The sequence below is a fragment of the Streptomyces sp. NPDC047072 genome (genome assembly GCF_040643855.1).
Taxonomy (GTDB): Bacteria; Actinomycetota; Actinomycetes; order Streptomycetales; family Streptomycetaceae; genus Streptomyces.
In genome coordinates, this window is sequence record NZ_JBEYVC010000014.1 from 25161 (window position 1) to 48362 (window position 23202).

Sequence of the window (23202 nt, forward strand, 5' to 3'; positions counted from 1 at the left end):
ATGACCGCCCTGACCGAGGCACCGGCGTCCGCCCAGGAGACACCTTCGGCCGCGGCTCCCCGGGGCCGGTGGCGGCGGCACCTTCCGCCGTACGTCGCGATCTCGCCGTACTACATCCTCTTCGGCGTCTTCGGCGCCTTCCCGGTGTTCTTCTCGTTCTATCTGTCCTTCCAGGACTGGGACGGCATCGGCGACATGAAGTTCGTCGGCCTCAGGCAGTACTACTGGCTGTTGCACGACTCGGTGTTCTGGCACTCGATCGCCAACACCTTCGAGATCTGGTTCCTGTCGACGGTGCCGATGCTGTTCCTGGCGCTGGTGCTGGCCTTCCTGCTGCACTCGCAGGTCCGCCACTCCTCCGCCTGGCGGGTGGCCTACTTCATCCCGAACGTCACCTCCATGGTCGCGATGACCATCGTCTTCGGCTCGGTCTTCGCCCAGGCGGGCCTCGCCAACTCCCTTTTGAAAGCGGTGGGGTTGGACGGCGTCGGCTGGCTGACCTCCTCGCTCGGCATCAAGTCGGCGATCTCCATCATGATCATCTGGCGGTGGGTCGGCTACAACGCGCTGATCTTCCTCGCCGGTCTCCAGGCCATCCCGAACGAGCTGTTCGAGGCCGCGCGGGTCGACGGGGCGAGCAGCCGGCAGCTGCTGTTCCGGGTCGTGGTCCCGCAGCTCAGGCCGGTGATCCTGTTCGCCGTCATCACGTCCACCATCAACGGCCTGCAGATCTTCACCGAGTCGCAGGTGCTGTTCTACTCGGACGACCCGGGCACCGCGGGCGGGCCCGGCCAGGAAGGCATGACGATCGTGCTCTATCTGTGGCAGAAGTCCTTCAACGACCTGCAGTTCGGCTACGGCGCCGCGATGGGCTGGCTGCTCTTCGCGCTGATCGCGGTCTTCGCGATCATCAACTGGCGGCTGGTGTCCGGGGGCGACCGCGACGAGCGCCGCGGGATTCCGCTGCTGTCCAAGGGGGGCCGCCGCAATGGCCGTTGAGCCCACGACGTCCAACGCCGGCCTTGCGATCGGCGCGGGGAGCCGGCGGACCCGGATCCTCGTGCGGGTCGCCCTGCTGCTCGGGGTGCTGGTCTCGCTGTTCCCCTTCTACTGGCTGGTGGTGATGGCCTCCGTCACCACCCAGGACATCCTCGCCTACCCGCCGCGGCTCGTGCCCGGCACCCAACTCCTGCACAACATGCGGGAGGTGATCGACCGCATCGATTTCTTCACCTCGCTGTTCAACACGGTCGTGGTGGCCACGCTCGGCACCCTGCTGGTGCTGTTCTTCGACTCGCTGGCGGCCTTCGCCTTCGCCAAGTACGACTTCCCGGGCCGGAAGTTCCTCTTCGGCGTGCTGATGGCGACGTACATGATCCCGGCGCAGCTGTCGCTGGTGCCGCAGTTCGTCACCATGGCCGAGTTCGGCTGGGCCGGCACGCTGAAGGCGCTGGTGATCCCGGGGGCCGCCAACGCCTTCGGTATCTTCTGGATGCGCCAGTACGCCCAGAACTCCCTGCCGGACGAACTCCTCGACGCCGGACGGATCGACGGCGCCGGCTTCTTCCGGCTCTACGCGCAGGTCGCGCTGCCGCTGTTCCGGCCCGCGCTCGCCTTCCTCGGCATCTTCACCTTCATCAGCCTCTGGAACGACTACATCTGGCCGCTGGTCGTGATGGTCAACCCCGAGAAGGTGACGCTCCAGGTGGCGCTCGCCAACCTCAACATCGCCTACAACACCGACTACGCGGTGGTGATGGCGGGCGCGTTGATGAGCGTGCTGCCGCTGATCGCCGTCTTCCTGATCGGGGCCCGGCACTTCCTGCGGGACCTGGCGGCGGGGGCCACGAAGATGTGAACCGGCGTGCCGCCGACGGTGTTTCAGTCCTCCATCGACAGGGGCTCGTCGGCGGTGTTCCTGAAGGCGTGCGGACCGCCGACCGGCACGTACAGGAAGTCGCCCTGGCCGGAGAGAACGTAGAAGGACTCGGACATGGCCCGGTGGAAGTGCGTTCCGGCGCCGCCGGACCATGCCCCCAACTCCACCTTGTACAGGCCGAATTCGCCTCCGGTCGTCTCGTGCGTGGCGAGGTGGTGGGTGGTGGAGGTGCCGGCGATGTCCGCGGGGGTGTCGGCCGGGCGGTGCAGCGCGTTCACCTCGCCCCGGTCGGCGTGGTAGCGCGGCTGCGGGTGGTCGAGGTCTTCCGGGAACGACATCGATGCGCTCCTTCCGGGAGGGGGGCACCGCCATCGTGTCCCGCGTCCCGGCGACCGGCATCGGGTGTCCGGACGGTCCTGGACGGGACCGGGGACGTAGGCCGGGGGCCTCTAGGCGGGGCGCTTCGGCCGGTTTCCCCTGATCACCGTCCCGCATACGAGCAGCGCGGTCACGGCGACGAGGGCGCCCGCGCCGAACGCTCTGGACGCGCCTCCGACCAGGATCTCGGAGGGCGAGCCGGTGGCGTGCCGGGTGGCCGTGCCGTAGACGGTGACCAGGATCGACAGACCGAGGGTGCCGCCGAGCCACTGGAGGGTCTGGAGCAGCCCCGAGGCGGAGCCCGCCTCGCGCGGCTCGACCCGGGCGAGGATCGTGGCGTTCAGCGGCATGAGGCTCAGCCCGATGCCGACGCCCAGCAGGAACAGCGGACCGAGCAGCCCGGAGAGGTAGCCGTCCGAGACGTCGAGCCGCCACAGCCAGCCGGCCGCTCCGGCGACCAGAGTGATTCCGGTGACCAACACCGGCTTGGCACCGAGGAGTTGGAGCAGCCGGGGCACCAGGCGCACGGTGGTGAACATGGCCAGGGTCATCGGCAGGAAGGCCAGCCCCGCGCGCAACGGGCTGTAGTGCAGCACCTGTTGGCTGATCAGGGTCAGGAAGTAGAACGCCCCGAACATGCCCGCGGGCAGCAGCATGACACCGGCGTACGCGCCCGCCCGGTCGCGGTCGGCGAACAACTTCAGCGGCAGCACGGGCTGTTCGGCCCGGGCCTCGACCAGCAGGAACCCGGCGAGCAGGGCGGCCGCCGTACTGAACCCGAGCAGCGCCTGGGTGTCGCTCCACCCCTGCTCCGAGACCCGGATGAACGCGTACACCAGCGAGGTCGTCCCGGCGGTGCCGGTGAGCGCGCCCGCCAGGTCGAAGCGGCCCGCGTGGCGCGGGGTCTCGGCGGCGAGGCGGGGGAGCGCCGAGGCCACCGCGATGCCGATCGGTACGTTGATCAGCAGGGCCCAGCGCCAGGACGCCCAGTCGGTGAGCGCGCCGCCGAGGACCAGGCCGACGGAGGCCCCGATGCCCGCTGTGGAGCTGTAGACGCTGAGGGCGTGGTGGCGGCGCGGGCCCTCCGGGAAGTTCGTGGTGATCAGGGCCAGGGTGCTGGGGGCGATGAGGGCGGCGCCGACTCCCTGGAGCGCGCGGGCGGCCAGCAGCCAGGCGCTGTCCGTGGCGAGACCGCCGAGCAGGGAGGAGCCGGCGAAGACGAGGACGCCGGTGGTGAGGGTACGGCGGCGGCCGGCGATGTCCCCGACGCGGCCGCCGAGCAGCAGCAGCCCGCCGAAGGCGAGCGTGTAGGCGTTGAGCACCCAGGACAGGCCGGTCGGGCCGAAGCCGAGATCCTGTTGGATGTCGGGGAGCGCTACGTTGACGACGGTGGAGTCGACGCCGACCATCAGGTAGGCGGTGACGACGACGAGGAGTGTGGTGCCGAGCCTTGCGGGCTGTGGTGGAGCGGAGCGGGTGTCGGTGCGCGCGGACGGCGCGGACGGGACGGGCATGGGAGTCCTCCCTTAACCGGGGACTGTCTCCGGTTAGTGCTCGATAAAATACGGAGAGAGTCCCCGGTTTGCAAGGAGTATCTGGATGACGCAGGTCAGGCCCATGCGGGCGGACGCTCGGCGCAACTACGAGCGCTTGCTGAAGGTGGCGGCGGAGGCCTTCGCCGAGCATGGGGAAGGCGCGTCGCTCGACGACATCGCCAAGCGGGCGGGGGTGGGGTCGGGGACGCTGTACCGGCACTTCCCGACCCGGCAGGCGCTGCTGGAGGCGGCGTACGTCGACCGTGTCGAGATGTTCGCGCGCCGGGCGGACGAGATCGCGGGGGAGCTGCCGCCGGGCGAGGCGCTGGCGGAGTGGCTGTACGAGCTGTGCGTCGGCACGATCCAGATCCGCGGACTGAAGAGCCTGATCGGGTCGGCGGTGACGGACGGCGGCTCGGCGACCGTGACGGTGTGCGGGACGCGGGTGCGGGAGGCGGCGGGCCACCTGGTGTCCGCGGCACAGGCGGAAGGGACCCTGCGGGGGGACATCGTGGCGGTCGATCTGCTCCGCCTGGCCCACGGCGTCGCCACGGCGGCGGAACTGGCGAGCGGGGACGGCGCGGAGATCCGCCGCTACCTGACCCTCCTGACGGAGGGGCTACGGGCGTAGCCGACCGGTCCGGGTGAGCGGCGCTCGGCGGGACGGGTTCCCTCGGGGCAGGAGTAGACGCACAGTCAAGGAAGTGGCGACCGCCTGCGAATGATGTCCTGACCGGCCCCGGTCATCCTGGTGCGGCACGGCCCCCATGCGATCCGCCGGGGCCCGCACCGTGGGTCACACGACCGGGAGGCGCCCATGAAAGCCAGGTACGCGATGCTCGTCGCCAGTGCTGTCACCGCGAGTCTGATCGGATTCGCGAGCCCGGCGCAAGCCTTGCCCTACGACGGAGCGGACCCCGTTGCCTCGGGCTGCGCGAACACCGCGGTGACCGCCCGTCACACCTGGATGGCGCTGAACGGTTACGTGGCCGGGCGCATCGACCTGCGGTACAGCACGGCCTGCCGCACGGTGTGGGCACGCGTGGTCAACTTCAAGAGGGACGGCGGCGGGGCGAAGGTCGCCCGGCAGACCGGACCCGACGCCGCCGCGTCCTGCACGGTGTCGCAGTACTCTTCGTCGCTCGGTGGCTACTACTGCTACACCGAGATGCTCGACGACGCGGGGTATGTGAGCACCGCGGCAGGCTGGGTCGTCGATCCCAGCGGTTCCAAGTGGTACGCGTCGACCACCGCGTACTGAGAGGGCGCCCGGGCCGCTGAGGCCCAAGCTGTCGGGTAGGGGGCGACCGGCCCCCTCCCCGACCGTCCCGTCTGTCTCACAGCGCCTGCGCCGCGGGCTTCACCATTCCCCTCACCGTGCGGGACTTGACGAAGTCGCCCATGGCCGTCATCTCCCACTCGCCGGAGAACTGCTTGATCAGTTTCGCCATCATCACGCCGGTCTGGGGCTCCGCGTTGGTGAGGTCGAAGCGGACCAGTTCCTCGCCGGACGCGGCGTCCAGGAGGCGGCAGTACGCCTTGGCGACCTCCGTGAACTTCTGGCCGGAGAAGGAGTTGACCGTGAAGACCAGGCCGGTGACCTCCTGGGGGAGGCGGCCGAGGTCCACGACGATGACCTCGTCGTCGCCCCCGCCCTCACCCGTGAGGTTGTCGCCGGAGTGCTTGATCGCGCCGCCCACGATGGAGAGCTTGCCGAAGTAGCAGCTGTCGATGTGGTTGCGCTGCGGGCCGTAGGCGATGACCGAGGCGTCGAGGTCGATGTCCTTGCCGCGGTACGCCGGCTCCCAGCCGAGGCCCATCTTGACCTGGGAGAGAAGGGGGCGGCCGCCCTTGACCAGGGACACGGTCTGGTTCTTCTGGAGGCTGACCCGGCCCTTGTCGAGGTTGATCTTCCCGGTGCCCGGCGCGGGAGGAGCCGGCGGGGCCGGGGGCGCGACGGGGGGAGCCGCGGGCGCCTGTACCGGCGGAGGCGGCGGGGCCTGGGTGACCGGCGGAGCCACCGGCGCGGGCGCGGGCGCCGGCGCGGGCTCCTCCACCGTCACCCCGAAGTCCGTCGCGATCCCCGCCAGCCCGTTGGCGTACCCCTGCCCCACCGCCCGCGCCTTCCAGGCGCCGTTGCGCAGGTAGATCTCCACGACCACCAGCGCCGTCTCGGTGCCGAGCTGCGGCGGCGTGAACGTGGCCAGCACGGTGTTGTCGTCCGCGCTGCGGATCGTGGCCGTCGGCTCGATGCCCTGGAAGGTCTGCCCCGCCGCGTCCGGGCTGGCGGTGACGACGATCTTCTCGATGCCCGGGGGCAGGGCGGTGGTGTCGACGCTGATCGCGTCCGGCGCCGTACCGCCGCCCGACCGGTAGGTGACCCCCGGCCCCGTGGGCTGGTTGTAGAAGATGAAGTCGTCGTCGGAGCGCACCTTGCCGTCGGCGGTGAGCAGCAGGCCCGATACGTCGAGCCGCACCGGTGCGGAGACGTCCACCGTCACGCGGGCGACGGGGAGGGGGATGTTCGAGCCGGGGGTCATAGCTGTCATGCCCGGTGAACGAGCGACGGCGCTTTACCGTTCCCTTAATCTTCCGCGGTCTACGGCACCACCACGATCTTCCGGCCCACGCCCGCCGCGAACTGCTCCAACGCCTCCGGATACCGCTCCAGCGGGATCCGGTCGCTGATGAAGACCTCCGGGTCCAGGACTCCGGTCGCGAAAAGTTCCGCCGCCCGTTCGAAGCTGTGCAGGACCGCCATCGAGCCGGTGATGGTGATCTCCTGGTTGTAGATGCGGTACGGGTCGATCGTCACCCGGGTCGCGTAGTCGGCCACGCCGAACTGCAGGAACGTGCCCGCCTTGGCGACCCGGCCCAGGCCGTCCTGGATCGCCGCCGCGTTGCCCGTCGCGTCGATCACGAGGTCCCAGCCCTGCGGACGGTCCAGCTCGTCCGGGTTCGCCGCGGACGCCGACACGCCCAGGCGGCGGGCGGTCTCCAGCCGGGCCGGGTTCACGTCGACCACGTCCACGCTCGCCGCGCCCGTCCGCTTGGCCAGCTCCAGCATCATCAGGCCCATCGTGCCCGAGCCGTAGATCAGGACATGGGCGCCGAGCCGGGACCGCAGCACGTCGTACCCCCGGACCGCGCAGGACAGGGGCTCGACGAGGGCCGCGTCCTGGGTGCGGATGTGCTCGGGCAGCCGTACGCAGTTGGCCACCGGCGCGACCGCGTACCGCGCCGCGCCACCCGCCGTGGTCACACCGATCGCGGCCCAGCGTTCGCAGAGGTTGTTGTGGCCCGTACGGCAGTACCGGCACTCGTGGCAGTACAGGGACGGGTCTACGGCCACCCGGTCGCCGACCGCCAGCTCCGTGACCCGGGTGCCCACCCCCACCACCTCGCCCGCGAACTCGTGGCCCGGCACGATCGGCAGCGTGGGGGCGAACTCGCCCTGGAGGATGTGCAGGTCGGTGCCGCACAGACCGCACGCGGCGACCTCGACGACGACCTCGCGCGGCCCTGGCGTCGGGTCCGGGACCTCGGCGACGACGGCCTTGCCCACGGACTCGATGACGGCGGCCTTCATTTCACGGCTCCCAACGACAGGCCCTGGACCAGCTTGTCCTGGGCGGCGAACCCCGCGGCGAGCACCGGCAGGGAGATCACGAGCGACGCGGCGCACACCTTCGCCAGGAACAGGCCCTGGCTGGTGATGAAGCCGGTCAGGAAGACGGGGGCGGTCTCGGCGACCACACCGGTGAGCACCCGCGCGAACAGCAGCTCGTTCCAGCTGAAGATGAAGCAGATCAGGGCTGTTGCGGCGATGCCGGGCAGGGCGATGGGGGCCACCACGCGCGCGAGGATCGTCGGAAGACGGGCGCCGTCCACGCGCGCGGCCTCGATCACCGCCACCGGGACCTCGGCGAGGAAGGACTGCATCATCCACACCGCGATCGGCAGGTTCATGGAGGTGTAGAGGATGACCAGCAGCCAGATGTTGTCGAGCATCCCGGTGTTCTTCGCGAACAGGTAGATCGGCAGCAGGCCCGCCACCACCGGCAGCATCTTCGTGGACAGGAAGAAGAACAGGACGTCCGTCCACTTCCGCACCCGGCGGATGGAGAGCGCGTACGCCGCCGGGAGGGCCAGCAGCAGGACGAACAGGGTCGAGGACAGCGACGCCACCAGCGAGTTGGTGAGCGCCGGCCAGGGGCTCGCGCCGCCGCCGGTGCCGAAGAACTCGCGGTAGCCGTCCAGGGTGAGCGCGGCGCCGAAGCTCGGCGGGTTGGTCGCCGCGTCCGTCTCCGAGTGGAAGGACGTCAGGGCCATCCAGGCGATGGGCAGGAAGAACAGGATCCCGAGCAGCCAGGCCACCAGGCCCAGCCCGTTGCGGCGTATCAGGGCGGTCATGCGCGACCCGCCTCCTCACGGAACAGGGACGACACCACGCGCAGGGCGAAGGTCGCGATGACGATCGAGCCGATGACGACCAGGACGCCGGCCGCCGAGGCGAGGCCGTTCTCGTGGGCCTGGTAGAAGCTCTGGTAGACGGTGTAGGGCAGGTTGGCGGTGCCCAGGCCGCCGGACGTGATCGTGAAGACCGCGTCGAAGTTCTGGACGATGTAGATCGACCCGAGCAGAGCGCCGAGTTCGAGGTAGCGGCGCAGGTGCGGGAGCGTCAGATAGCGGAAGATCTGCCAGTCGCTCGCGCCGTCGACCCGCGCGGCCTCCATCTGCTGCTGGTCGCGGCTCTGCAGTCCGGCCAGCAGGATCAGCATCATGAACGGCGTCCACTGCCAGACCAGCGAGGCCTCCACCGCGAGCAGCGGGGTGGTGGAGATCCAGTCGGGCTGTGGGCCGCCCACATAGTGCAACAACCCATTGAACAGGCCGTATTCGGGGTTGTAGAGCACATGCTTCCAGAGCAGTGCGGCCGCCACCGGGACCACCAGGAACGGGGCGATCAGCAGGGTGCGGACCACGCCCCGGCCCTTGAAGCGACGGTCGAGCAGCAACGCCAGGACCAGCCCCAGCACCAGGCTGACCAGCACCACCGTCACCGTCAGCAGGACCGTCGTCCACACCGAGTGGCGCAGGTCCGCATCGGTGAGGACCTCCTTGTAGTTGTCGACGCCGGTGAAGTGACGGGCCTTCGGATACAGGGAATTCCAGTCGAAGAAGGAGATCACCACCGTGGCCACGAACGGGAGTTGGGTGACCACGATCATGAAGACCAGGGCGGGCAGCAGCGGGGCGCGGGTCGCCCAGGCGCGCAGGCGGGCCTTCGAGGGGTCCGCGGAGCGGACGGACAGAGAGGCTGGTGGGGCCGTGGTTGTCGCGGTCATCGTCCCTCGTACTCCTCGGAGATCTTCTCGGCGAGCGCCTGCGATTTCTTCAGGGCCGACTCGACGGACTGGCGTCCGGCGATGGCCGCGCTGATCTCCTGCGAGACCCTGGTGCCGAGATCGGTGAACTCGGGGATGCCGACGAACTGGATGCCGGGCGCGGGGCGCGGCTGCACCCCCGGATCGTTCGGCTGAGCCCCCTCGATGGCCTCCTTGGTCATCTCCTGGAAGGCACCGGCCTCCTTGAGGTACGCCGGGTTCGTGTACGTCGACGCGCGCTTGCCGGCCGGGACGTTCGACCAGCCGATCTGGTCGCCGACCAACTGCTCGTACTGCTTGCTGGAGGCCCAGGAGACGAACTTCCAGGCCTTGTCGGGGTTGCGGGAGGCGTCCTGGATGCCCCAGGCCCAGGTGTAGAGCCAGCCGGAGGACTTCGTCTCCTCGACGGGGGCGGGGGCGTAGCCCACCTTGCCCTTGACCGGGGAGCCGGACGCCTCCAGGGAACCGGCGGCGCTGGTGGCGTCGTACCACATGGCGACCTTGCCCTGGGTCATGTTGTTGAGGCACTCGGCGAAGCCGGACTGGGCGGCGCCGGACTCGCCGTGCGCGCGGACCAGGTCGACATAGAACTTCGTCGCCTTCTCGAAGGCGGGCGAGTCCAGTCGGGCTTTCCAGCTCTTGTCGAACCAGGTGCCGCCGAAGGTGTTCACGACGGTCGTGAGCGGTGCCATCACCTCGCCCCAACCCGGCAGCCCGCGCAGGCAGATGCCCTTCATGCCGGACTCGGCGCCGTCCGCCTTCGCTGCCAGGTCGGCGACCTGCTGCCAGGTGGGATGCGCGGGCATGGTGAGGCCCTTCGCCGCGAAGACGTCCTTGCGGTACATCAGGAAGGACGACTCGCCGTAGAAGGGCTGGCCGTAGAGCTTGCCGTCGTCGCCCGTCAGCGACTGGCGCATGGGCTTGAGGACGTCCTGTTCGTCGTACGACGGGTCCTTGGCGACGTACGAGTCCATCTCGTGCAGCCAGCCGTTGCGGGCGTAGATGGGGATCTCGTAGTTCGAGAGGGTGGCCACGTCGTACTGGCCGGCCTGGTTGGCGAAGTCCTGGCTGATCTTGTCGCGGACGTCGTTCTCGGGCAGGACCGTGAAGTTGACCTTGATGCCGGTCTCGGCGGTGAAGTGGGCCTTGGTGAGTTTCTGCAGCTCCACCATCTGCGGGTTGTTGACCATCAGGACGTTGATGGAGTCGCCGCCGGAACCGGACCCGCCCGCCCCGACCCAACAGCCGGAGAGCAGCGGGGCGAGCAGCGTCCCTGCGGCGGCCAGGGCGAGCGTGGCTCGCGGCGGCCGTCGTCGGCTCGGGGTGCGCATGGATCGCTCCTGGATAGAGGGGTACATAAGGGGCACTTCGAGGGCTGGGGGTGCCCTATAGGGGGTGGGTTGGACCTGGGGAGTGAGTTGGTTTTTCAGACCCTGATGACCTGGGGGCCCAGAAGGGAGTAGCGGTGGGCCTCCGCCGACGGCAGCAGCGTGCTCGTCACGATCGTCTCCAGTGCGCCGATCTCCGCGAACCGGCAGAAGCTGACCGCGCCGAACTTGGTGTGGACGCCCGCGAAGACCGTGCGGCGCGCGGCCCGGATCGCCTGCGCCTTGACCTCGCTCACGGCCGGGTCGGGGGTGGTGAGGCCGTGCTCGCGCGAGATGCCGTTGGCGCCGATGTAGGCGAGGCCGACGACGAAGCCGGCGAGCATCTTCGTCGTCCAGTGGTCGACGGTGGCGAGGGTGCCGGGGCGGACCCGGCCGCCGAGGAGGAGTACCGACATACCGTCCGCCTCGGCCAGCGCGCCCGCGACCGGCAGGGACGCGGTGACCACGGTCAGCGGGCGGTCCCTGGGCAGGGCCTCGGCGATGAGCTGGGGGGTGAAGCCCTCGTCGACGAAGACCGTCTCGGCGTCCCCGAGCAGCTCGGCCGCGGCGGCCGCGATCCTTCGCTTCTCGGGGACGTGGCTGGTGGCGCGGAAGGCGAGGGTGGTCTCGAAACCGGCGCTCTCCACGGGGTAGGCGCCGCCGTGGGTGCGGCGGATCAGGCCGTGGTCCTCCAGGGCGCGGAGGTCCCTTCGTACGGTTTCCTTGGCGACGCCGAGCTGGGCGGCGAGGGTGTTGACGTCCACGGCGCCGGTGGAGCGGGCGGTCCTTACGATCTCCCGCTGGCGTTCTTCGGCGGTACTGGTCATTCGGTCACCCGCTTTCCTGTCGTGCGGTGCGGTGCCCGTTCGGGCCGTTGCAGGAAGTTGTACAGCGGGTGGGGGGTGGTGACCAGGTCTGTTGCGGCTGGGATAGTGACCGTGTATGCCCGTTCGGGCGGGGTGGGCCTACTGACTCGGGTGGGGCGGTTGTGCGGCGGCCGCGGGTTTGTTGTGGCTGGTCGCGCAGTTCCCCGCGCCCCTGGGGGGTGGCGCTTCGCGCCTGCCCCCCACCCCCTCCTCGTGCCCGGAATGGCTGCGGGCGGGTCCGTTCTGTGCCCGCCCGGCCTTTCAGTACGGCCAGATCGGCGGGTCCGTCACGAACTGGCCGCCCAGGTAGGCGTGGCCCTCGTTGCCCTGCTGGAGTTCGCCCTGTTCGGCGATGAGCTTCTCCGCGTAGGGCTCGGAGTCGTCCTGGGGGTCGTAGCCGAGCGCCCTCGCGGTGGTCAGGTCCCACCACAGGCGGGTGTTGGCGGAGGAGCCGTAGACGACCGTGTGGCCGACGTTCTCGGCGGTCAGGGAGGCGTGCAGGAGGCGGGCGCCGTCGGCCGGGCTCATCCACAGCGAGAGCATGCGCACGCTGGTCGGCTCGGGGAAGCAGGAGCCGATGCGCACGGACACGGTCTCCAGGCCGTACTTGTCCCAGTAGAACTGCGCCAGGTCCTCGCCGAAGGCCTTGGACAGGCCGTAGAAGGTGTCCGGGCGGTGCGGGGCGTCGATCGGGATCAGCGGGTCGTCGCCCTGCGGGCGGGGCGTGTAGCCGACCGCGTGGTTGGAGGAGGCGAAGACGATCCGGGAGACGCCCTCCGCGTGTGCGGCCTCGTACAGGTGGTGGGTGCCCTCGATGTTCGCCTTGAGGATCTTCTCGAAGGGGGCTTCCAGGGAGATGCCCGCGAGGTGGATGATCGCGTCGACGCCCCGCACGGCCTCGCGCACGGCCTCCTTGTCGGCGAGGTCCGCGACGATCGCGTCCGGTTCGCCGTCGACGGGGCGCAGGTCCAGCAGGCGCAGTTCGTAGCCGTAGGCGGGCAGGAGGTCCCGCATCAGGGTGCCGAGGCCGCCGGCGGCGCCGGTGAGCAGGACGGTGCGGGGAGCGGGCATCCTCGGGTCTCCTTGAGTGGCCTCTGTGTACACGGTATTCACATCCGTGGACAAGTTAGGGATCGTGTCTTGACTTCGTCAAGGGTGGCACGATGGGCGTTCATAAATGTAAACTCCGGTCAGCATTCTGTGTCTCATTCTATGGGGGGAACCTGTGACGCCGTCCGCCGACCTCGTCCACCGACTCGGCATCCCCAGCGGGCCGCTGTTCTTCCCGGTCACCGCCTACGGCCCGGACGGCTCCGTCGATCTCGACGTCTACCGCACGCACGTGCGCGCGGGCGTGGAAGCCGGGGCCGCCGCCGTGTTCGCGTGCTGCGGCACCGGGGAGTTCCACGCGCTCACCCCCGAGGAGTTCGAGGCGTGCGTCCGGGCGGCCGTCGAGGCGACGGCGGGGCGGGTGCCCGTGATCGCGGGGGCGGGCTACGGCACCGCGCTCGCCGTGCGCTACGCGCGCCTCGCCGAGGGCGCCGGGGCCGACGGACTGCTCGCCCTGCCGCCGTACCTCGTCGTCGCGGGCCAGGAGGGCCTGCTGCGGCACTACCGCGAGGTGGCCGCCGCGACCGCCCTGCCGGTGATCGTCTACCAGCGCGACAACGCGGTGTTCACCCCGGAGACCGTCGTAGAACTGGCCCGCACCGAGGGGATCGTCGGCCTCAAGGACGGCCTCGGCGACCTCGACCTCATGCAGCGGATCGTCAGCGCGGTGCGCACCGATATCCCCGGTGACTTCCTGTACTTCAACGGCCTGCCGACCGCCGAGCAGACCCAGCTCGCCTACCGCGCCCTCGGGGTCACCCTCTACTCCTCGGCCGTCTTCTGCTTCGCCCCGGAGATCGCCCTCGCCTTCCACCGGGCGCTCACCGAGGGCGACACGGCCACCGCGCACCGCCTCCTGGACGGCTTCTACCGGCCCTTCGTCGAGCTACGCGCGCGTGGCCGCGGCTACGCGGTCTCCCTCGTCAAGGCGGGCGTACGGATGCGCGGTCTGGACGTCGGCGAGGTCCGCCCGCCGCTGCACGAGCCGGACGAGGATCATGTGAAGCAGCTCGCGGAGATCACCGAGCGAGGTTACGGACTCCTGGAGGAGCACAAGTGAAGGCGTCGACGTTCGTCTACCCCTGGGACGTCAACGGGGACCCGGAGGCCGCCGACCGCATCGCCGCGCTCGGCGTACGGCAGGCGACACTGGCCGCCGCGTACCACTCCACGCGCGCGTTGACCCCCCGTCACCCCCGCCACCGCATCGTCACCGCCGAGCACGCGTCCGTGCTGTACCCGACGGACGCGCGCTGGGAGGGCCGCGAACTGCGCCCGTACCCGGCGGGCGACTGGGCCCCTGGAGACGCGTTCGGCGAGGCGTCCAAAGCCCTCCTCGACGCGGGCCTGGAAGTGCACACCTGGGTCGTCCTCGCGCACAACTCCCGCCTGGGCGCCGAGCATCCGGCCACCTCGGTCGTCAACGCCTACGGCGACCGCTATCCCTGGGCGCCCTGTATCGCGCAGCCCGCCACGCGCGCGTACCTCGTCGACCTCGCCGTCGAGGCCGCCGTACGCCACGGCGCGGCCGGCACCGAGCTGGAGTCCCTCGGCTGGTACGGGCTCCAGCACCTGCACGCCCACGACAAGACCGGCGGGGTGCCGCTCGGCGACGCCGGGATGTACCTCATGGCGCTCTGCTTCTGCGCCACCTGCCGGGAGGGGTACGGCGAGCAGGGCGTCGACGCCGACGAGCTGGCGGCGGCCGTACGCCGGGCTCTGGAGCCGCTGTGGCAGGGGGCCCCGGACGAGGGCTGGGCCGGGGTCGAGAAGTTGCTCGGCGCTTCGTACGCGGCCGCCACGCGCGCGTGGCGCGACGAAACCGCCCGCACGCTCCAGGAGACGGCCGTCCGCGCCGTCCGTGCGGCCGCCCCCGAGGGCTTCCAGATCCTGCTGCATGCCGACCCCGTGACCTACCACGTCGGTGCCAACCCGGGCGTCGACCCCGAGCACATCCTGTCCGTCGCGGACGGTGTGGTCGTCCCGTGCGCGGGCGGACCGGAGCTGCTCACGCCGTTCGCCGCCACCGGGAAGGAGGCGGTGCTCGCCGCCAACTTCCCGGTCATCTCCCAGATGGGCGGCAGCCCCGGCACGCTCGCGGCGGACGTGGCGCGGGCGCGGGAGCTGGGGGCGACCGAAGTGCGGCTGTATCACGCAGGGTTGGCGTCGGACGGCGACCTGGAGGCGATCCGCGCGGGGCTTGCCTCGCTCTGACGCGCCATTGGTAGGGCCGTCGCCAGCCACACGATGCCGAGTGCGATCGACAGGGGCCGCTGGTCGACCAGTTCGACCAGCGCCGCGCCCGCCGCGAGGCCGATCACGTTCGGTGCGTAGACGACGGTGCTGGCGGTGGCCACGGTACGGCCGAGCAGGGCGTCCGGGGTCTCGCGCTGTACGGCGGTCAGGGCGGCGATCAGCACGCAGGGGAGTCCGACGCCGATCGCCGCGCCGCACGCGAGGGCCACCGGGTCCGAGGGGACCGCCCGCAGCCCGGCGCCTACGGCCGTCAGCGCGATCCCGCAGGCCGCGAAGCGGCGTTCGCCGAGCCGACGCAGGGTGGGCCCGGAGAGCAGCCCGATCACCACGGAACCGGCGCCCTGGACGGCGTACAGCGCGCCGGCGTACGCGGGGGAGTGACCGAGGGCGTCGATCACGGCGTAGAGCAGGGCGCCGTTGAGGCCGGCGAAGAGCATGGTGGTGCCGGCGGCGAGGACGAGGGGGCGCAGGTGGGGGTGGCTGCGGAGGTGGCGGGCGCCTTCGGAGAAGGGGTGGCCTCCGGGTGGGTTCCGCACGGTCGGGGTCGCCTGGACCCGTAGGCCCGCGTACAGCAGCGCCGCCAGCGCGAAGGTGAGGGCGTCCAGGAGGGCGACGGCCGGGCCGCCGTACACCGTGTACAGGCCCGCTCCGGCGAGCGGGGCGAGCAGCTTCATGCCCTCCGTGATCGCCATCCGTACGCCGTTGAAGTCGCCCAGGAGGGCCGGGGGGACCGCGCCCGCGACCAGGGCCGACTCCGCCGCGTCGTGGACCACGCCTGTCGCGCCGTACACGAAGAGGACTGTGAGGATCAGCCAGACGCCTTGCGGGGAGTCGACGGGGAGCAGTACCGGGAGGAGGGCCGCGAGCAGCAGGTTCGTGCCGATCAGGAGGGGTTTTCGGGGGAAGCGGTCGGCGAGCGCGCCGAGGAGGGGGCCGGCGAGCGTCGGTGTCCACATCGCGAGCAGGCACAGCGCGGCCAGTCCGTTGGAGCCGGTGAGGTCCTTGACCCATACGCCGGACACCAGCCACAGCGCGGAGGTGCCGAAGCCGGAGACCGTGACTCCGGCGAGACAGAGCGCGGCGTCGCGGTTCCGCAGAACGGGCGGCAGGGGCCAGGTCTTCATGCCTGGACAGCGTGGTTCTAAGGCCCGGCGGCTGGGATGGGGCAGTTGCCCTAGATGTCACCGGACTCCTGAGGAGTTTTCGCGCGACCGCGATGAGTTCTCGCGCTTGCGACGGTCCACCCCTCACGACCCCGCGACCGTGAGGAGCACCGCATGACCGTCCCGACCCTGGATCTCGGACCGCAGGCCCGGATCGTCGCCCGGCTGGCCGAGGCCGTCACCGACGAGCGGCTGGCGGACCGGACGCCGTGTCCGGAGTATCCGGTACGACATCTGCTGGGCCATCTGCTCGGGCTGAGCGTGGCCTTCCGCGACGCCGCCCGCAAGGACCTCGGCGCGACGACGGACACCCCGCCGACCGCCTCCCGCCCGGACATCGGCCCCGGCTGGCGTGAGGAACTCCCCAAGGCCCTCGACGAATTGGCCGACGCGTGGCGCGACCCGGCCGCGTGGACCGGCATGACCCGCGCGGGTGGCGTGGACCTCCCGGGCGAGATCGCGGCGGCGGTGGCCATCGACGAACTGGTCGTCCACGGCTGGGACTTGGCCAAGGCGCTCGATCTCCCCTACACCCCGGACCCACCCGCCCTCCAGGCGACCCACGCCTTCCTCCAGGCCTCCGCGGAGGACCCCTCCCGCGACTCCATCTTCGGCCCGATCGTCCGGGTCCCGGACGACGCACCGCTGCTCGCCCGCACGATCGGACTGAGCGGCCGCGACCCGGGTTGGACGTCGGTCTGAAACGGGGGAGTTGGGCGAGGAGTGGGCTGAACGCAGGCCGATGAGCCGACGCGGGCCGGAAGTTGGCAAGAGGGCCGGGGGCCAAGCTCGGGCGGAGGTTCGCGGGCCGCGAGTCGGCCCGGGCGGCGACGGACGTGCCAAGTCGCGTGTGCGCCCCGGCAACAGGGCTTCCGTGCCGCGTCGGTCCGTTGACGGTGCTCACCCCGCGGCGCCCCGCGCCCACGCCGTCTGAGCACGTGTCCCGGAGGCGGCCTGCGCGGCGCAGCCGGGCCGAGCGTCGTAGACAGGGGTACGAGACCGCCGTAGAGGAACGGAAACGGGACGCGCGCGGGGGGCCCGGACCGTACCCTCGCCACCATGCCGCCCCTCAGTCTCACCGTGCTCGGTACCGCCTCTCCGTATCCCGGGCCCGGGCGGCCGTGTTCCGGGTATCTGTTGCGGGGTGGGGGTGCCGAGGTGTGGGTGGATGCCGGGCCCGGGACGTTCGCGGAGTTGCAGCGGCACACCGATCCGAGCCGGCTGACGGCGATCTGGATCTCGCATCTGCACGCCGACCACAGCGCCGATCTGCTGTCCGCCGTGTACGCGTACGCCTACGGCGGGCTGACCCCGCCCGCACCGATCCCCGTCTACGCCCCACCCGGCTGCGCACAGCGCCTCGCCGGGTTCTTCGGGCGCCCCGACGCGCGGTTCCTCGCGGACATCCTCGACTTCCAGCACCTGTACGACCATCACGGCGTCCGGCACTGGAACCTCCGGCTCACCTCCCGCGCCGTCGCCCACGACGTCGAGAGCTACGGGCTGCGCGCCGAGTGCTCGGGACGCGTCCTCGCCTACTCCGGCGACAGCGGCCCCTGCGCCGCGCTCGTCGAACTCGCCGCCGAATCCGACGTGTTCCTGTGCGAGGCCGACATCGACCGCCATCGCGAAGGCGAACAGGTGCACCTGACGCCCGAGGACGCCGGCGACATCGCCCGCAAGGCCGGGGCGCGGGAGTTGGTCGTCACCCACGTCGGACCCACGCTCACCAGGGAGTCGGCGACCGCCCGCGCCGCCATTGCCTTCACCGGCCGTACCGAGACCGCGTTCGAGGGCGCCACCCGCCTCGTGTGAAGCGCTTTCCATCCGGCGCCGACTTCTTCTGTCGGAAGCATTGACGAAACACACGCGCCCTCCTACCTTCAACGCGTCGTACTTCGTACGTCATATATGAGACGCGATACGCGAGATCCGAGAGGCGCGCATGACCTCTGTGCCCACGCCGATCCCCTCCCGCACGCAGTACGTGCTGGAGGAGATCAAACGCCGCATCCTCACCGGGCGGTTGACGCCAGGTCAGGCCCTGGTCGAGACCGAGCTCGCCGCGCAGTTCGGGGTGTCCAAGACCCCCGTGCGCGAGGCGCTCAAGACCCTGGCCGGCACCGGACTGGTCGTGATGAGCCAGTACAAGGGCGTCACGGTGCGCATGGTGGACGCGGACATGGCGCGCGAGGTCTACGACGTGCGGCTCCTCCTCGAACCCGAGGCGCTGAAGCGGGTCGTGAAACGGGGCGCCTCCCTCGACGACGCCCGGGACGCGCTCGGCCGCGCCGACGGAGCCGGCGACGCCGCCGAACGCTCCCTCGCCAACCGGGAGTTCCACCGCGCCCTCTACGTCCCCTGCGGCAACCCGCTGCTCGGCCGGATGCTCGACGAGGTCCGCGACCAGGCCGCCCTGGTCTCGGCCGTCGCCTGGGCCGCCAACCCCTCCTGGGAGCGGGAGGCCGCCGAGCACCGCGAGATCCTGCGCCTCGCCCTGGCCGGTGACGCGGACGGCGCCGCCCGCGCGCTCCACGCCCACATCGCGTCCTTCGTCCAGCGGGCGTTCCCCGAGGCACCGGAACCCGAGGCACCGCGACAGGAAGGTCAGGAATGAGCAGCGAGACGTTCGAGACCCAACGGACGGCCCTGGCCGACGTGGTGGCGATCCCGGTGACCCCGTTCGCCGAGGACGGCACCGTCGACCAGGACGCCCACCGGGCCCTGCTGCGTCGCCTGCTCGACGGTGGCATCACCACCCTCACCCCCAACGGCAACACCGGTGAGTTCTACGCCCTCGCCCCCGAAGAGCGCCGCCTGGTCACGGAGTTGACCGTCGACGAGGCCGGCGGGCGGGGCACGATCCTGGTCGGCGTCGGCCACGACGTGCCCACCGCCGTCGCCTCCGCCCGGCACGCCCGTGAACGCGGCGCCCGGATGGTCATGGTCCACCAGCCCGTCCACCCGTACGTCTCGCAGCAGGGCTGGGTCGACTACCACCGCGCCATCGCCTCCGCCGTCCCCGAACTGGGCGTGGTCCCGTACATCCGCAACGCTCAGCTCGCCGGTGTCCGGCTCGCCCAACTCGCCGACGACTGCCCGAACGTCATCGGCGTGAAGTACGCGGTCCCGGACGCCGCCAAGTTCGCCGCCTTCGCGCGGGACGCGGGGCTCGACCGGTTCGTGTGGGTCGCCGGGCTCGCCGAACCGTACGCCCCCTCCTACTTCTCGGCGGGCGCCACCGGCTTCACCTCCGGGCTCGTGAACGTCTCCCCGGCCGTTTCGCTGAACATGATCGAAGCGCTTCGATCCGGCGACTACCCGGCCGCCATGAAGGTCTGGGAGCAGATCCGCCGCTTCGAGGAACTGCGCGCGGCGAACGGCTCCGCCAACAACGTCACCGTCGTCAAGGAGGCCCTCGCCTCCCTCGGACTGTGCCGCCGCGAGGTCCGCCCCCCGAGCAGGGAACTGCCCGAGGAGGAGCGCGCGGAGGTCGCCGCGATAGCCGCCGGGTGGTCCATATGACCGACAGGAAGCGTCCCGAAGAACTGAGAAGCCATCAGTGGTACGGCACCGAAGGGCAGTTGCGCACCTGGTCGCACAACGCCCGGATGCGGCAGCTCGGTTACGAGGCCGAGGAGTACCGGGGCCGCCCGGTGATCGCCGTCCTCAACACCTGGTCCGACATCAACCCCTGCCACGTCCATCTGCGCGAGCGCGCCGAGGCGGTCAAGCGGGGAGTCTGGCAGGCGGGCGGTTTCCCGCTGGAGTTCCCGGTCGCCACGCTGTCGGAGACCTACCAGAAGCCGACCCCGATGCTCTACCGCAACCTCCTCGCGATGGAGACCGAGGAACTGCTGCGGTCGTATCCGATCGACGCGGCGGTCCTGCTCGGCGGCTGCGACAAGTCGACACCCGCCCTCCTCATGGGCGCCTCCTCCGCTGACGTACCGTCGATCTTCGTGCCCGCGGGGCCGATGCTCCCCGGTCACTGGCGCGGGGAGACCCTCGGGTCCGGCACCGACATGTGGAAGTACTGGGACGAGCACCGCGCGGGCAACCTGACCGACTGCGAACTGCGGGAACTCCAGGGCGGGTTGGCGCGCTCACCCGGTCACTGCATGACCATGGGCACCGCCTCCACGATGACCGCCGCCGCCGAGGTGCTCGGTATGACGCTGCCGGGTGCCTCCTCGCTCCCGGCCGTCGACTCCGGGCACGAGCGGATGGCCGCCGCCTCCGGGCGCCGGGCCGTGGAGCTGGCCTGGACCGGCCTCAAGCCGTCGGAGATCCTCACCCGGGAGGCTTTCGAGGACGCGGTGACGACCGTCCTGGGTCTCGGCGGCTCCACCAACGCGGTGATCCATCTGATCGCGATGGCGGGCCGCTGCCAAGTCCCGTTGAGCCTCGACGACTTCGACCGCATCGCCCGCACCGTCCCGGTGCTGGCCAACGTACGGCCCGGCGGACAGACGTACCTCATGGAGGACTTCCACTTCGCCGGCGGACTGCCCGCGTTCCTGTCGCGGATCACCGATCTGCTCCATCTGGACCGGCCGACGGTCAGCGGCACGCTGGGGGAGCAGATCGAGGGCGCGGTCGTCCACAACGACGACGTCATCCGCACCCGGAACAACCCGGTCGCCGACGAGGGCGGGGTCGCCGTTCTGCGCGGCAACCTGTGCCCGGACGGCGCTGTCATCAAGCACATCAGCGCCGAGAAGCACCTGCTCAAGCACACCGGGCGGGCCGTCGTCTTCGACGACTACAAGACCATGCAACGCACCATCAACGACCCCGAGTTGGGCATCACCGCAGACAGCGTCCTGGTGCTGCGCAACTCCGGCCCCAAGGGCGGGCCGGGCATGCCCGAGTACGGCATGCTGCCGATCCCCGACCACCTGCTCAAGCAGGGTGTACGGGACATGGTCCGCATCTCCGACGCCCGGATGAGCGGCACGAGTTACGGCGCGTGCGTGCTCCATGTGGCCCCGGAGTCGTACATCGGCGGCCCGCTCGCCCTGGTTCGCACGGGGGACATGATCACGCTCGACGTAGAGGCGAGGTCTCTCCAACTCAACGTGGACGACGAGGAGTTGGAGCGTAGGAGGGCGGCGTGGACACCCCCGCCCACCCGCTACGAGCGAGGCTACGGCGCCCTGTACAACGACCAGATCACGCAGGCGAACACAGGCTGCGACTTCGAGTTCCTGGCAAGACAAGGCAAGGTCCCGGACCCGTACGCAGGCTGACTGCACCCACCCAAGGGGCGCGGGGAACTGCGCGACCAGCCACAACGCAAGCCGCACACGCCACACAACCTCAAGAGGCACCCCGCACCGCGCTAGCGAGAAAGCGCTTACCGCACCGAGAACGGAGACCCTGTCATGGCCCAAGCCGCAGCCGTGGCGAAACCGCCCACGCCACCCCGGCGGCGCCGTGCCTCCGCCACGCCCCGCAGGCTGCCGTACCTGCTGATCGCGCCGGCGGCCCTGCTGATGCTGGGCTTCATCGCCTACCCGGTCCTCAGCGTCTTCTACTACAGCCTGCAGAACTACAACCCCACCAAGCCGTGGCGGAACGGCTACGCGGGCTTCGACAACTTCGTCCAGATCTTCACCAAGGACCCGCAGTTCTGGGACACTCTGGCCTTCAGCGCCAAGTGGGTCTTCGTCGAGGTCGGACTCCAGCTGCTGTTCGGTCTCGCGCTCGCGCTGATCGTCAACCAGACTTTCGTGGGCCGGGGCCTCGGCCGCGCGCTCGTCTTCTCGCCATGGGCCGTCTCCGGCGTCCTGACCTCGGCGATCTGGGTGCTGCTCTACAACTCCCAGACGGGCATCACCCGTTACCTCGCCGACATGGGCATCGGCACCTACGGCACCAGTTGGCTGTCGGACACCTCCACCGTCTTCTCGGCGGCGGTCGTCGCCGACCTGTGGCGCGGTGTCCCCTTCTTCGCGATCCTGATCCTCGCCGACCTCCAGTCCGTCTCGAAGGACCTGTACGAGGCCGCCGAGGTCGACGGGGCCAGCCGGATCAAGCAGTTCTGGCACATCACGCTGCCGCACCTCAAGGACGCGATCATCCTGTCCACGCTGCTGCGGGCGGTGTGGGAGTTCAACAACGTCGACCTGCTCTACACGTTGACCGGCGGCGGTCCCGCGGGGGAGACCACCACCCTCCCGCTCTACATCGCCAACACCAGCGTCGACGCCCACAACTTCGGCTACGCGTCCGCCCTGACCACGGTCGCGTTCGTGATCCTGCTCTTCTGCTCGATGGTCTATCTGCGGCTGAGCAAGTTCGGAGGGGGTTCCAAGTGATCACCAAGGAGGCCACGGAGGTCGCGCCTCCCTTGCCGGAGACACCTCAGGCGACCCGTCCGGCGAAACAGCGCCGCGCCTGGGACGAAGCCCCCCGCTGGCAGATCTATCTGCCGCTGGGCATCTACCTCGTCTTCACGCTCATCCCCTTCTACTGGATCCTGCTCTTCGCCCTGCGCCCGGCCGGCTCCACCTCGCTCGTGCCCTGGCCCATCACCTTCGACCACTTCGAGAAGGTGTGGACCCAGCGGGCCTTCGGCACCTACTTCGAGAACAGTGTGTACGTCGGTCTCGCGACCCTGGTGATGACGACGCTGGTCGCCCTGGCCGGCGGCTACGCCCTCGCCCGGTTCGACTTCAAGATCAAGAACGCCTTCATGCTGGCCCTGCTCTGCTCCCAGTTCGTGCCGGGCGCACTGCTGCTGGTGCCGCTGTTCGAGATCTTCGCCGAGCTGAAGATGATCAACTCGCTGGGCAGCGTCATCATCGCCGAGACGGTCTTCCAACTGCCGCTGTCGATGATCCTGATCAGCAACTTCATCAAGAACGTGCCGTACTCCCTGGAGGAGGCGGCCTGGGTCGACGGCTGCAACAGGATGACGGCCTTCAGGATCGTCGTACTCCCGCTGCTGCGGCCCGGGTTGATCGCGGTGGGCTCCTTCGCCTTCGTGCACTCCTGGAACCACTTCCTGTTCGCCCTGATGTTCCTCAACAACCAGGACAAGCAGACGATCCCGGTCGGTCTCAACACCCTGATGAGCGCGGACAGCGTCGACCTCGGCGCACTCGCCGCGGGCGGCATCATCGCCGCCGTCCCCGTGGTGATCGTCTTCGCCTTCATCCAGAAGTGGCTGATCACCGGGTTCAGCGCGGGGGCGGTGAAGGGGTGACGCGTCAACTTGGCACAGTCGATGTCCCACGTAAGGGTGGGTTTGGGG

General features: G+C 70.2%; 23 protein-coding genes. 13 read left to right on the top strand and 10 right to left on the bottom strand.

Translation table 11 applies throughout. From position 1 onward, the window contains the following. A complete protein-coding gene (locus tag ABZ896_RS08915) occupies nucleotides 1-999 on the top strand; it encodes a sugar ABC transporter permease (protein ID WP_360924193.1) in 999 nt (332 codons plus the stop codon). Beyond that, entirely contained in the window at nucleotides 989-1858 is an 870-nt protein-coding gene (locus ABZ896_RS08920; RefSeq protein ID WP_360924195.1) for a carbohydrate ABC transporter permease, read from the top strand. The genes ABZ896_RS08915 and ABZ896_RS08920 overlap by 11 nt, the downstream gene beginning before the upstream one ends. 23 nt (nucleotides 1859-1881) lie before the next feature. Here ABZ896_RS08920 and ABZ896_RS08925 read toward each other — a convergent pair whose 3' ends face one another. Together ABZ896_RS08925 and ABZ896_RS08930 are read right to left on the bottom strand one after the other, a co-directional pair. Continuing rightward, entirely contained in the window at nucleotides 1882-2217 is a 336-nt protein-coding gene (locus ABZ896_RS08925; protein WP_360924198.1) for a hypothetical protein, read from the bottom strand. Between the two features lie 111 nt (nucleotides 2218-2328). Beyond that, nucleotides 2329-3771: an MFS transporter gene (locus ABZ896_RS08930; protein WP_360924201.1), complete on the bottom strand. Its 1443-nt coding sequence runs from the start codon at nucleotides 3769-3771 to the stop codon at nucleotides 2329-2331. Nucleotides 3772-3856: 85 nt separating this feature from the next. On the opposite strand from ABZ896_RS08930, the gene ABZ896_RS08935 reads away from it, so the two are divergent. Together ABZ896_RS08935 and ABZ896_RS08940 are read left to right on the top strand one after the other, a co-directional pair. Continuing rightward, nucleotides 3857-4423, top strand: coding sequence for a helix-turn-helix domain-containing protein (locus tag ABZ896_RS08935; protein ID WP_360924204.1), 567 nt, complete (start codon nucleotides 3857-3859; stop codon nucleotides 4421-4423). 186 nt (nucleotides 4424-4609) lie between these two features. Next, entirely contained in the window at nucleotides 4610-5053 is a 444-nt protein-coding gene (locus ABZ896_RS08940) for a DUF2690 domain-containing protein (RefSeq protein WP_360924207.1), read from the top strand. A 76-nt stretch (nucleotides 5054-5129) separates the two neighbouring features. On the opposite strand, the gene ABZ896_RS08945 is transcribed toward ABZ896_RS08940, so the two are convergent. From ABZ896_RS08945 to ABZ896_RS08975, 7 genes are all read right to left on the bottom strand, one after another. Continuing rightward, entirely contained in the window at nucleotides 5130-6332 is a 1203-nt protein-coding gene (locus ABZ896_RS08945; RefSeq protein ID WP_360924420.1) for a TerD family protein, read from the bottom strand. Between the two features lie 59 nt (nucleotides 6333-6391). After that, complete coding sequence (locus ABZ896_RS08950; RefSeq protein ID WP_360924210.1) at nucleotides 6392-7381, bottom strand: zinc-dependent alcohol dehydrogenase family protein; 990 nt, start codon at nucleotides 7379-7381, stop codon at nucleotides 6392-6394. Next, complete coding sequence (locus tag ABZ896_RS08955) at nucleotides 7378-8205, bottom strand: carbohydrate ABC transporter permease (RefSeq protein WP_360924213.1); 828 nt, start codon at nucleotides 8203-8205, stop codon at nucleotides 7378-7380. Before ABZ896_RS08955 ends, ABZ896_RS08950 begins: the two co-directional genes overlap by 4 nt. Beyond that, nucleotides 8202-9140: a sugar ABC transporter permease gene (locus ABZ896_RS08960; protein ID WP_360924216.1), complete on the bottom strand. Its 939-nt coding sequence runs from the start codon at nucleotides 9138-9140 to the stop codon at nucleotides 8202-8204. Before ABZ896_RS08960 ends, ABZ896_RS08955 begins: the two co-directional genes overlap by 4 nt. Then, entirely contained in the window at nucleotides 9137-10510 is a 1374-nt protein-coding gene (locus tag ABZ896_RS08965) for a sugar ABC transporter substrate-binding protein (protein WP_360924219.1), read from the bottom strand. Before ABZ896_RS08965 ends, ABZ896_RS08960 begins: the two co-directional genes overlap by 4 nt. A 95-nt stretch (nucleotides 10511-10605) precedes the next feature. Beyond that, complete coding sequence (locus ABZ896_RS08970; protein WP_360924223.1) at nucleotides 10606-11373, bottom strand: DeoR/GlpR family DNA-binding transcription regulator; 768 nt, start codon at nucleotides 11371-11373, stop codon at nucleotides 10606-10608. 300 nt (nucleotides 11374-11673) lie between these two features. Then, on the bottom strand, nucleotides 11674-12483 hold the full coding sequence (locus ABZ896_RS08975; protein ID WP_360924226.1) for an NAD(P)-dependent oxidoreductase: 810 nt from the start codon (nucleotides 12481-12483) through the stop codon (nucleotides 11674-11676). 154 nt (nucleotides 12484-12637) lie between these two features. Between ABZ896_RS08975 and ABZ896_RS08980 the strand changes: the two genes are divergently transcribed. Then, nucleotides 12638-13582: a 5-dehydro-4-deoxyglucarate dehydratase gene (locus ABZ896_RS08980; protein WP_360924230.1), complete on the top strand. Its 945-nt coding sequence runs from the start codon at nucleotides 12638-12640 to the stop codon at nucleotides 13580-13582. After that, complete coding sequence (locus tag ABZ896_RS08985) at nucleotides 13579-14736, top strand: hypothetical protein (RefSeq protein WP_360924233.1); 1158 nt, start codon at nucleotides 13579-13581, stop codon at nucleotides 14734-14736. Before ABZ896_RS08980 ends, ABZ896_RS08985 begins: the two co-directional genes overlap by 4 nt. On the opposite strand, the gene ABZ896_RS08990 is transcribed toward ABZ896_RS08985, so the two are convergent. Continuing rightward, nucleotides 14673-15902, bottom strand: a complete 1230-nt coding sequence (locus ABZ896_RS08990; protein ID WP_360924236.1) for an MFS transporter — start codon at nucleotides 15900-15902, stop codon at nucleotides 14673-14675. The two genes, ABZ896_RS08985 and ABZ896_RS08990, sit on opposite strands and share 64 nt — an antisense overlap. 153 nt (nucleotides 15903-16055) lie before the next feature. Here ABZ896_RS08990 and ABZ896_RS08995 point away from each other — a divergent pair, with 153 nt between their 5' ends. The 7 genes from ABZ896_RS08995 (at nucleotide 16056) to ABZ896_RS09025 (ending at nucleotide 23154) form a co-directional block, all read left to right on the top strand. Beyond that, nucleotides 16056-16643 (top strand): TIGR03086 family metal-binding protein, encoded by a 588-nt coding sequence (locus tag ABZ896_RS08995; RefSeq protein ID WP_360924239.1) that lies wholly within the window; start codon nucleotides 16056-16058, stop codon nucleotides 16641-16643. Between the two features lie 357 nt (nucleotides 16644-17000). Further along, nucleotides 17001-17756 carry an MBL fold metallo-hydrolase gene (locus ABZ896_RS09000; RefSeq protein ID WP_360924242.1) on the top strand — a complete coding sequence of 252 codons (756 nt, stop codon included), beginning with the start codon at nucleotides 17001-17003 and terminating at the stop codon, nucleotides 17754-17756. A 130-nt stretch (nucleotides 17757-17886) separates the two neighbouring features. After that, the gene (locus ABZ896_RS09005; RefSeq protein ID WP_360924245.1) at nucleotides 17887-18558 is read left to right on the top strand and encodes a GntR family transcriptional regulator; all 672 of its coding nucleotides are present in this window, start codon (nucleotides 17887-17889) and stop codon (nucleotides 18556-18558) included. Next, a complete protein-coding gene (locus ABZ896_RS09010; protein ID WP_360924248.1) occupies nucleotides 18555-19466 on the top strand; it encodes a dihydrodipicolinate synthase family protein in 912 nt (303 codons plus the stop codon). The genes ABZ896_RS09005 and ABZ896_RS09010 overlap by 4 nt, the downstream gene beginning before the upstream one ends. After that, complete coding sequence (araD, locus tag ABZ896_RS09015) at nucleotides 19463-21193, top strand: L-arabinonate dehydratase (RefSeq protein ID WP_360924251.1); 1731 nt, start codon at nucleotides 19463-19465, stop codon at nucleotides 21191-21193. The genes ABZ896_RS09010 and araD overlap by 4 nt, the downstream gene beginning before the upstream one ends. Nucleotides 21194-21328: 135 nt before the next feature. Then, on the top strand, nucleotides 21329-22264 hold the full coding sequence (locus tag ABZ896_RS09020) for a sugar ABC transporter permease (protein ID WP_360924254.1): 936 nt from the start codon (nucleotides 21329-21331) through the stop codon (nucleotides 22262-22264). Then, nucleotides 22261-23154, top strand: a complete 894-nt coding sequence (locus tag ABZ896_RS09025; RefSeq protein WP_360924256.1) for a carbohydrate ABC transporter permease — start codon at nucleotides 22261-22263, stop codon at nucleotides 23152-23154. The genes ABZ896_RS09020 and ABZ896_RS09025 overlap by 4 nt, the downstream gene beginning before the upstream one ends. Nucleotides 23155-23202 lie beyond the last annotated feature (48 nt).

Excerpts from the sequence above, each read along its gene's own strand:
- ABZ896_RS08995 (WP_360924239.1), top strand. The coding sequence starts at position 16,056 with ATGACCGTCCCGACCCTGGATCTCGGACCGCAGGCCCGGATCGTCGCC.
- ABZ896_RS08955 (WP_360924213.1), bottom strand. The coding sequence starts at position 8,205 with ATGACCGCCCTGATACGCCGCAACGGGCTGGGCCTGGTGGCCTGGCTG.
- ABZ896_RS08925 (WP_360924198.1), bottom strand. The coding sequence starts at position 2,217 with ATGTCGTTCCCGGAAGACCTCGACCACCCGCAGCCGCGCTACCACGCC.
- ABZ896_RS08960 (WP_360924216.1), bottom strand. The coding sequence starts at position 9,140 with ATGACCGCGACAACCACGGCCCCACCAGCCTCTCTGTCCGTCCGCTCC.
- ABZ896_RS09010 (WP_360924248.1), top strand. The coding sequence starts at position 18,555 with ATGAGCAGCGAGACGTTCGAGACCCAACGGACGGCCCTGGCCGACGTG.
- ABZ896_RS08990 (WP_360924236.1), bottom strand. The coding sequence starts at position 15,902 with ATGAAGACCTGGCCCCTGCCGCCCGTTCTGCGGAACCGCGACGCCGCG.
- ABZ896_RS08940 (WP_360924207.1), top strand. The coding sequence starts at position 4,610 with ATGAAAGCCAGGTACGCGATGCTCGTCGCCAGTGCTGTCACCGCGAGT.
- araD (WP_360924251.1), top strand. The coding sequence starts at position 19,463 with ATGACCGACAGGAAGCGTCCCGAAGAACTGAGAAGCCATCAGTGGTAC.
- ABZ896_RS08950 (WP_360924210.1), bottom strand. The coding sequence starts at position 7,381 with ATGAAGGCCGCCGTCATCGAGTCCGTGGGCAAGGCCGTCGTCGCCGAG.
- ABZ896_RS09020 (WP_360924254.1), top strand. The coding sequence starts at position 21,329 with ATGGCCCAAGCCGCAGCCGTGGCGAAACCGCCCACGCCACCCCGGCGG.
- ABZ896_RS08915 (WP_360924193.1), top strand. The coding sequence starts at position 1 with ATGACCGCCCTGACCGAGGCACCGGCGTCCGCCCAGGAGACACCTTCG.
- ABZ896_RS08935 (WP_360924204.1), top strand. The coding sequence starts at position 3,857 with ATGACGCAGGTCAGGCCCATGCGGGCGGACGCTCGGCGCAACTACGAG.
- ABZ896_RS08945 (WP_360924420.1), bottom strand. The coding sequence starts at position 6,332 with ATGACCCCCGGCTCGAACATCCCCCTCCCCGTCGCCCGCGTGACGGTG.
- ABZ896_RS08965 (WP_360924219.1), bottom strand. The coding sequence starts at position 10,510 with ATGCGCACCCCGAGCCGACGACGGCCGCCGCGAGCCACGCTCGCCCTG.
- ABZ896_RS08970 (WP_360924223.1), bottom strand. The coding sequence starts at position 11,373 with ATGACCAGTACCGCCGAAGAACGCCAGCGGGAGATCGTAAGGACCGCC.
- ABZ896_RS08975 (WP_360924226.1), bottom strand. The coding sequence starts at position 12,483 with ATGCCCGCTCCCCGCACCGTCCTGCTCACCGGCGCCGCCGGCGGCCTC.
- ABZ896_RS08920 (WP_360924195.1), top strand. The coding sequence starts at position 989 with ATGGCCGTTGAGCCCACGACGTCCAACGCCGGCCTTGCGATCGGCGCG.
- ABZ896_RS08930 (WP_360924201.1), bottom strand. The coding sequence starts at position 3,771 with ATGCCCGTCCCGTCCGCGCCGTCCGCGCGCACCGACACCCGCTCCGCT.
- ABZ896_RS09005 (WP_360924245.1), top strand. The coding sequence starts at position 17,887 with ATGACCTCTGTGCCCACGCCGATCCCCTCCCGCACGCAGTACGTGCTG.
- ABZ896_RS09000 (WP_360924242.1), top strand. The coding sequence starts at position 17,001 with ATGCCGCCCCTCAGTCTCACCGTGCTCGGTACCGCCTCTCCGTATCCC.